Source organism: Pseudoalteromonas sp. P1-13-1a, from assembly GCF_001401875.1.
Taxonomy (GTDB): domain Bacteria; phylum Pseudomonadota; class Gammaproteobacteria; order Enterobacterales; family Alteromonadaceae; genus Pseudoalteromonas.
In genome coordinates this window covers 1-218 of the sequence record NZ_LKDV01000153.1, presented here as the reverse complement: position 1 = coordinate 218, position 218 = coordinate 1, and the positions used below count along the sequence as shown (strand labels likewise).

Genomic DNA, 218 nt, shown 5'->3' with positions numbered 1-218 from the left:
GAGTACGATACACCAACTCGTCACTACGCACACGTAGATTGTCCTGGACACGCCGATTATGTTAAAAACATGATCACCGGTGCTGCTCAAATGGACGGCGCTATCTTAGTAGTAGCTGCGACTGACGGTCCTATGCCACAAACACGTGAGCACATCCTACTTTCTCGTCAGGTTGGCGTACCTTACATCGTTGTATTCATGAACAAATGTGACATGGT

Annotated in this window: 1 protein-coding gene; it reads left to right on the top strand. The window is 47.7% G+C overall.

The window, feature by feature from the left end; genetic code table 11:
* A partial coding sequence (locus AN391_RS20230) for a GTP-binding protein (RefSeq protein ID WP_235576519.1) occupies positions 1-218 on the top strand: 218 nt, incomplete at both ends.